This is a genomic window from Sinorhizobium sp. GQ132 (genome assembly GCF_059758575.1).
This window is the reverse complement of sequence record NZ_JCAXDX010000017.1, coordinates 73661-80296: the sequence shown is the minus strand read 5'-3', so window position 1 is coordinate 80296 and position 6636 is coordinate 73661. Positions and strand designations below refer to the sequence as shown.

Below are 6636 nucleotides of genomic sequence, written 5' to 3'. Positions count from 1 at the left end.
TCCCGGCTCCTACGTGCCGCGCGTCATGGAAATGACCGACTTCAACATGTGGTGCTGGAACAGCCGGATATTCCCGGACATCAGCCCGCTCGTCGTCTCCAAGAACGACCGGGTGCGGGTGCGGGTCGGCAATCTCACCATGACCAACCACCCGATCCACATGCACGGCTACGATTTCGAGGTCACCTGCACCGACGGCGGCTGGGTGCGGCCGGAGGCACGCTGGCCGGAAGTGAGCATCGACATCCCGGTCGGCGCGATGCGGGCCTACGAGTTCGACGCCAAATACGAGGGCGACTGGGCGATCCACTGCCACAAGTCGCACCACACGATGAACGCCATGGGACACGACATCCCGACCTTCATCGGCGTCGACAAATCGAAGGTCGCCGAGAAGATCAAGAAGATTCGCCCGGAGTACATGCCGATGGGCACGTCCGGCATGGCCGACATGGGCGATATGGAAATGGAAATCCCCGAAAACACCATACCCATGATGACCGGCTGGGGTCCGCACGGGCCGATCGAGATGGGCGGCATGTTCTCCGTCGTCAAGGTCCGCGAGGGCATCTCGGCGGGCGATTACGCCGATCCCGGCTGGTACGAAAACCCGCCCGGAACTCAGGCCTGGGAGTGGACGGGCGAGCTCCCCGACGCGACCAAAGCCAAGGACGCCAAGACCCAGATCACGCCTAAACACAAGAACCACGGTTGATCCAGCATGCCGATGTTCAACCAACCTAAGGACCACACAATGAAAGCTCAAATCTTCGGACTTCTCGTCGCCGCGCTCGCCACCCCGGCGCTCGCCGGCGGCGATCACGCAGGCGCGCACGGCGAGGCCATGGCTGTAGGCGAGCCGGGCAAGAAAGCAAACGCCACCCAGACGATTCAGGTCACGATGAAGGAGACGGACGACGGCAAGATGATCTTCACGCCATCGACGTTCAAGGTCCGCGAGGGCCAGACCATCCGCTTCGCGATCAAGAACGCGGGCGAGCTCGACCACGAGTTCGTGCTCGACCAGGAGGACAAGATCATGGAGCACAAGGCGGTGATGGAGAAATTCCCCGACATGGAGCACGACGATCCGAACGCCATCCGTCTCGCCGCCGGGGAGTCCGGCGAGATTGTCTGGAAGTTCACGAACGACGGCACGTTCAAGATCGCCTGCCTCGTCCCCGGCCACTACGACGCCGGCATGCACGGCGACGTCACTGTTGCCAAGAAGTGACCATCGAAAGGAGTACAACATGAAAAGCCTCATTAAGCTCACGCTCGCCACTGCGCTCGCCGCCGGAACAGCCTACGGCGCTCTCGCACAGGAGTTCACAAAAGCCACCGTCAAGAAGGTCGATGCCAAGGCGAAGAAGGTCACGCTGATTCACGAGGAATTGAAGAGCCTCGAAATGCCCGCCATGACGATGGTGTTCCGCGTCCAGGATGACGCGATGCTGGAGAAGCTGAAGGAAGGTGCGAACGTCGAGTTCGTCGCCGAGCGCGTCAACGGCAAGCTTACCGTGACGCAGGTCAAGTAGTGAAACGAAGGGACGCGGTCGGCAGTTGACCGCGTCCCTTCCCCTCGCTTCATCCGATAACCGGAGAAGCATCTCCCACCTCCACGCGGTAGGACATGACGTCTTCGCTTCACCCACAGTGGGACTTCGCAAGGGAATTACGCTCGATCATCTTGCGGTTCGTCGCCTTCGCGATCCTGGTCGCGAACTTTCTACTCGGCGGCAATGAAGGGGCGGAAGGGACCCACTCAATCGTCATCGTCAGCTATCTGGCCATCAGCATCGCTGCGGTGGCGACGGCCCGATGTGTTCCTGGGCGCTCCCATGCTGGCGATCACCGCGGTCAGGCACCACACCGCCGATGCCATTTCGCTACTCGCTTCCTTCTTCAATCAGGACCTCGGCCTGACGGTCAGCTTCGGCTTTACGGCCTTTGCGATCTACCTGCTTGCGCGGGATCACGACCGGACGCGCAAAGAAGCCCTCAGGGCGGACCAGAGGCGGCACAATCTCTCGCGGTTCGTCCCGGAACTGCAGGAACGAGGCGAGGCTCTCGGTCTGGAGCGACGCAATGCGGCGGTCATGCTCGTCGATTTGCGCGGTCACCAGCTTCGCAGAAACCGCCACTGCCCGCGAGTTGGCCTTCGTGCTGGCCGAGTATCGTCAGCTCGTTTCGCAGACGATCTTCGACCATGGCGGGACGGTCGACAAGTTCAACGGCGACGGGGTCATGGCGGTATTCGGGCAACCGCGGCCCGGGGGAAAACGACGCCGACCGCGCGCTCGCATGCGCGCTCGATCTGGTCGACGCGCTCAGCGACTGGAGGAATCAAAAGCTCTCGAACGGCTACTCGGCCCTCCATGCTGCCATTGGCCTGCATTACGGCACGGTAGTCGGCGGCGTTCTCGACAACAGTTGCCACAGCGAGTTCACGGTCATCGGCGACGCGGTTACGTGGCGCAACGGCTGGAAACCCTAGCGAAGTCGCTCGGCTCTTCGCTTGTGATCTCGTCCGACTTCGTCGTGCGGCTGCAAGCGCCAGTCCCGGACGCCACATGGATGTCCTTGAGATCAGCGGCTCTGCAAGGGCGAAGGCTCCCCATCGATGTCTGGTATATGCTCGATGCTTTGAATCCCCGAGCTGCAGAGCATGTGCCGGCTTACGAAACGGGCGACTCGCAGACGGCACGCCAGAGGTCGGCTTTCCAATCTTGCTGAACCCCGCCTGACGTCGGTATCGAATAGTCGACACCCCTGACCGATACCCTCGCCGGATCGCCGCACTTTACAAGAGCTCGGTGCTTTCCTGGATCATTGTAGACCACGCCGCTGCGGGAATTGGTCTGCGAAAGTGAGATGACGACGTCGTAATCATATCCCGGCCGTTCCGTCGTCGTGTTGCTCACGAGTGCGAGACTGACGACGGTGGCGTCCTCAAACTGCGCAGTATGGAATACAAGAGGCTCCTCGGCCGCCGCGCTCTGAGCGGCGAGCATTACAGCCGCAAGTGCGGTTGCAAGGTCACGCATTCCCACCTCCCACGGTTTATGCGCTCGCTATAGTGTATCACGTCAAGACCTCGGCGCGATTATCGATTCCGCCGTCCGAACTGGCGCTCACCGTTCAATTCCGCATGATCCACGGCAACGCATCGGCGCTGCGCGACTACGTGTACCGTTATCCTGATGCCCGCTACAGAGCCTGCGAGAACGCGTCGCGGCGGAACGGCTGCATGGTCAGCTCAGCGTGAGCACCGTCGAAAACCACTTGAGGATCGAGGATGCTTTGGTGTGCCCCGGCCTGCCGCGCGCTCTGGTACAGGATGTAGGCGGCGACTACGAAGATGAGCGCGGCGAACAAGCGGTCAAAGATGTTCTTGTGGGCGCTGAGCCGTGTGGCAAGTAGCATCCCGAGCAAGCCGCCTACGATGCCACCCCCGATGAACTCGACGGCAATCCACCAGTCCACCAGGCCTGAACTCGCATAGTTCAGGGCGGTCGCCAATCCGAACGCACCGACGGAGAGGAGCGAGGTGCCTATTGCGTTGATCATCGGCATGCCCGTCGCCAGCATCAGGCCGGGAACGATCAGGAAGCCCCCGCCGATACCGAAGAAGCCGGAAGCGGCGCCTGCGAAGAGCGCGACGACGGCTGTCGAGAGACACATCCTGAGGTCGACGGGACGGCACTCGACCGACACGGGCTTCTTGGGCTTCAGCATCAGGACGCCAACGACAACCATCAGGATGCCGAAGACAAATATCAGCCTGTCTCCGTCCATCGCCTTGCCGAGGCTGGAGCCGCCGAGGGCGCCGAGGACACCTAGGGCGGAGAAGACCACCGCGCACCGCCACCAGACGTGGCCCTTGATTGCGTGGCTTGCGAAGTTGGCAAAGGCGTTCACCGAAACCGCAAGCGCACCTGTGCCGATGGCAACATGCGGCTCCGTCACGCCGACGACGTAGAGCAGCAGCGGCGTCGCCAGGATAGACCCGCCGCCGCCGAGCAGGCCGAGCATGAAGCCGACGGTCCCGCCGGAGCCGACTGCCGCGAGGATGGAGGTGCTCACGTCCGTCTGCTCCACAGGCGGTCGTGCAGGGTCATGCCAACCAACATCGCGATGACGAAAACGATGCTCTGAGGCAGGCCGAGTGCCAAGGAGGCAACCGCCGGCCCGGGACAGAAGCCGCCGATCCCCCAGCCCAGGCCGAACAGGGCCGAGCCGATCACCAGCGGCGCGTCGATCCGCCGATTCGTTGGCACATGGAAGCTGTCCTCGAAGGCGGGATGACGCATCAGCTTCATCACCTGCACGCCGATGAAGGCGACGACGACCGCGCCGCCGAGGACGAAGGCAAGGCTCGGGTCCCAGGAGCCGCATATGTCCAGGAAGCCCTGGACGCGGGCCGGGTTCAGCATGCCGGAGAGCGACAGGCCGAAGCCGAAGACTATACCGGAGGCGAGAGCCGCTCCGAACTGGTAGACTTTCCGGTTCATAGGCCGAGACCTCGCAGGACTGCGACCGCGACCACGCCCGCCGTAAGTAAGATTGCGACCGCCACTATGGAGCGCGGCGATATGCGGGCTAAGCCAAGCACGCCGTGGCCGCTGGTGCAGCCCGATCCCATGCGCGAGCCGAAGCCGACCAGCGATCCAGCAATGATGATCAGCGGCCACCCCTCGGTTATCTGCACGGCCGGCCAACCGCCAAACATGAACAGGTAGGCAAGCGGCCCAAGCAGAAGCCCGAGTACGAAGGCAAGATTGGTGGTCATACCGATGCCTTGCACAAGACGCCCGACGATCCCGCTGATGCCGGCAATTCGGCCGTTAAGGAGCAGGAGCATGACAGCCGATGCACCTATCAGCATGCCGCCAGCCAAAGATGGGAGATAGGCGCTCATTTGTCCTCCTTCACGCAGAAGATGACATAGAGGGCGGCAATCAGTCGGGCGGCCTTCTCCCCGGTCAGGCGGTAGAAGATCTGCTTGCCGTCCCGCCGGGTCTGGACGATGCCGGAGCCGCGCAACACGGTCAGGTGCTGCGACAGATGCGGCTGGTGTATGTCGACCTTCTCTTCAAGCTCACCGACCGAATACTCGCCCTGCACCAGCGTACAGACGATCATCAGGCGGGCCGGATGCGACAGTGTCTTCAGGAGCTTTGCCACCTCTCCGGCCCGGCTCGCCATCTCGGCTGGGGAAAGCTCTGCCTTCAACACTCCTTCCAAATCTGTACTCATTCCCATGCCGCTCCCTGTAATGCATCGAGCGGAAACTTGAGGTAGCGCTTGCCGTTGGCCTCCGGCTCCGGCAGGCGTCCGCCGCAGATGTTCACCTGCAGGGCATGCAGGATGAGCTTGGGCATCGGCAGCGTCTTGTCACGCTTCGTTCTGAGCGCCACGAATTCTTTCTCGCTCACGCCGGCAAAATGCGGGTTGGACTTCTTCTGCTCGGCCACCGTGCTTTCCCAACGAGGTGCCCGACCGTCCGGCTGGTAGTCGTGGCCCGTGAAAATCCGCGTCTCATCCGGAAGCGTCAGAATTTTCTGGATCGAATTCCATAGGACGCGCGCATCGCCACCGGGGAAATCGGCTCGCGCAGTCCCGCTGTCGGGCAAAAAGAGCGTGTCGTGCACGAAGGCAGCGTCGCCGATAACGTATGTGATCGAGGCAAGCGTATGTCCCGGTGAGAACAGCACCTTCGCTTCGATTGAACCGACCTTAAAGTCCTCGCCATCGGCAAACAGCCGGTCCCATTGGGAGCCGTCCGTGGCAAGCCCCGGCCAGTTATAAATTTTCTGCCACAGCTTCTGAACATCGACGACGCGCTCGCCGATAGCTGTTTGCGCGCCGGTTTTCTCCTTCAGGTACTGCGCCGCCGAGAAATGGTCTGCATGGGGATGGGTGTCGAGTATCCACTCGACGGTCAGCCCTTTGTCGCGGACGTAGTCGAGGATGGCATCGGCATTGATGGTCGCCGTCGCGCCGGCCCTCTCGTCGAAGTCTAGCACCGGGTCGATGATGGCGCACTTGCTCGTTTCCGGATCGGAGACGACGTACTGGACGCTCCAGGTGCGCTTGTCGAAGAAGCCCTTCACCTGCGGCCTGCGAGCAGCATGCTGTCTGAGCCACGCAGCAGCGACGCTGGTGTCGAGGCCGCGGCTGCGCCCGAAAGCGACGGCCTCATCGGCAGACATCCGGCCGTCCAAAACCTCTCCGATAAGGTAGAGGTTTAAGGAACGCCTGCCGGTCTGGCAATGTGCCAGAACAGGCCCATCAGACTCATCGACCGCGCGCTGGAAAGCACGCACGTCCGCCTCGGTGATCGTATCGGCCGTGACCGGGATGAAGGCGTAGGTCAAGCCGCAGTGTTTCGCTTCCTGCCTTTCCGCCTGCGTGTTCGGCTGAAAGGTGTCTTCGTTGTCCGGCCGGTTGTTGATCAGTGTCTTGAATCCCTTGTCGCGCAGCGACGGGATGTCCTCGACACTTGGCTGCGGCGAGACCGAAAGTTTGTCTGATACTGCAGTAATAGGCATGACTGGCTCCGAGTTCCACATCAATATAAGATATAATATAATTTATACTAATAAGCAGTCAAGGTCGGACCGGGAACTTTGT

Annotated in this window: 9 protein-coding genes and 1 pseudogene; 4 read left to right on the top strand and 6 right to left on the bottom strand. The window is 61.7% G+C overall.

Annotated features, from left to right (window positions below; genetic code table 11):
• From AC6CIG_RS27290 to AC6CIG_RS27275, 4 genes and pseudogenes are all read left to right on the top strand, one after another.
• Nucleotides 1–715 (top strand): multicopper oxidase domain-containing protein (locus AC6CIG_RS27290; protein WP_498324185.1); only part of this gene is annotated, 715 nt, incomplete at its 5' end.
• Between the two features lie 39 nt (nt 716–754).
• A complete protein-coding gene (locus AC6CIG_RS27285) occupies nt 755–1234 on the top strand; it encodes a cupredoxin domain-containing protein (protein WP_498324184.1) in 480 nt (159 codons plus the stop codon).
• Between the two features lie 19 nt (nt 1235–1253).
• A complete protein-coding gene (locus AC6CIG_RS27280; RefSeq protein ID WP_498324183.1) occupies nt 1254–1538 on the top strand; it encodes a copper-binding protein in 285 nt (94 codons plus the stop codon).
• Between the two features lie 95 nt (nt 1539–1633).
• A pseudogene (locus AC6CIG_RS27275) lies at nt 1634–2736 on the top strand (adenylate/guanylate cyclase domain-containing protein).
• Here AC6CIG_RS27275 and AC6CIG_RS27270 read toward each other — a convergent pair.
• The 6 genes from AC6CIG_RS27270 to blh all read right to left on the bottom strand — a co-directional run bounded on the left by AC6CIG_RS27270 (nt 2679) and on the right by blh (nt 6554).
• Nucleotides 2679–3047, bottom strand: a complete 369-nt coding sequence (locus AC6CIG_RS27270) for a hypothetical protein (RefSeq protein ID WP_498324182.1) — start codon at nt 3045–3047, stop codon at nt 2679–2681. The pseudogene AC6CIG_RS27275 and the gene AC6CIG_RS27270 sit on opposite strands and share 58 nt — an antisense overlap.
• 163 nt (nt 3048–3210) lie before the next feature.
• Entirely contained in the window at nt 3211–4101 is an 891-nt protein-coding gene (locus AC6CIG_RS27265; RefSeq protein WP_498324181.1) for a sulfite exporter TauE/SafE family protein, read from the bottom strand.
• A complete protein-coding gene (locus tag AC6CIG_RS27260; protein WP_498324180.1) occupies nt 4083–4514 on the bottom strand; it encodes a DUF6691 family protein in 432 nt (143 codons plus the stop codon). Before AC6CIG_RS27260 ends, AC6CIG_RS27265 begins: the two co-directional genes overlap by 19 nt.
• The gene (locus AC6CIG_RS27255) at nt 4511–4921 is read right to left on the bottom strand and encodes a YeeE/YedE family protein (RefSeq protein ID WP_498324179.1); all 411 of its coding nucleotides are present in this window, start codon (nt 4919–4921) and stop codon (nt 4511–4513) included. The genes AC6CIG_RS27260 and AC6CIG_RS27255 overlap by 4 nt, the downstream gene beginning before the upstream one ends.
• Entirely contained in the window at nt 4918–5265 is a 348-nt protein-coding gene (bigR, locus tag AC6CIG_RS27250) for a sulfite-sensing transcriptional repressor BigR (protein ID WP_498324178.1), read from the bottom strand. The genes AC6CIG_RS27255 and bigR overlap by 4 nt, the downstream gene beginning before the upstream one ends.
• Complete coding sequence (blh, locus tag AC6CIG_RS27245) at nt 5256–6554, bottom strand: bifunctional sulfur transferase/dioxygenase Blh (RefSeq protein ID WP_498324189.1); 1299 nt, start codon at nt 6552–6554, stop codon at nt 5256–5258. Before blh ends, bigR begins: the two co-directional genes overlap by 10 nt.
• Nucleotides 6555–6636: the final 82 nt, after the last annotated feature.

Bases quoted from the DNA above. Each gene is read 5' to 3' on its own strand.
- AC6CIG_RS27280 (WP_498324183.1), top strand. From the start codon at position 1,254: ATGAAAAGCCTCATTAAGCTCACGCTCGCCACTGCGCTCGCCGCCGGA.
- bigR (WP_498324178.1), bottom strand. From the start codon at position 5,265: ATGGGAATGAGTACAGATTTGGAAGGAGTGTTGAAGGCAGAGCTTTCC.
- AC6CIG_RS27270 (WP_498324182.1), bottom strand. From the start codon at position 3,047: ATGCGTGACCTTGCAACCGCACTTGCGGCTGTAATGCTCGCCGCTCAG.
- AC6CIG_RS27255 (WP_498324179.1), bottom strand. From the start codon at position 4,921: ATGAGCGCCTATCTCCCATCTTTGGCTGGCGGCATGCTGATAGGTGCA.
- blh (WP_498324189.1), bottom strand. From the start codon at position 6,554: ATGCCTATTACTGCAGTATCAGACAAACTTTCGGTCTCGCCGCAGCCA.
- AC6CIG_RS27285 (WP_498324184.1), top strand. From the start codon at position 755: ATGAAAGCTCAAATCTTCGGACTTCTCGTCGCCGCGCTCGCCACCCCG.
- AC6CIG_RS27260 (WP_498324180.1), bottom strand. From the start codon at position 4,514: ATGAACCGGAAAGTCTACCAGTTCGGAGCGGCTCTCGCCTCCGGTATA.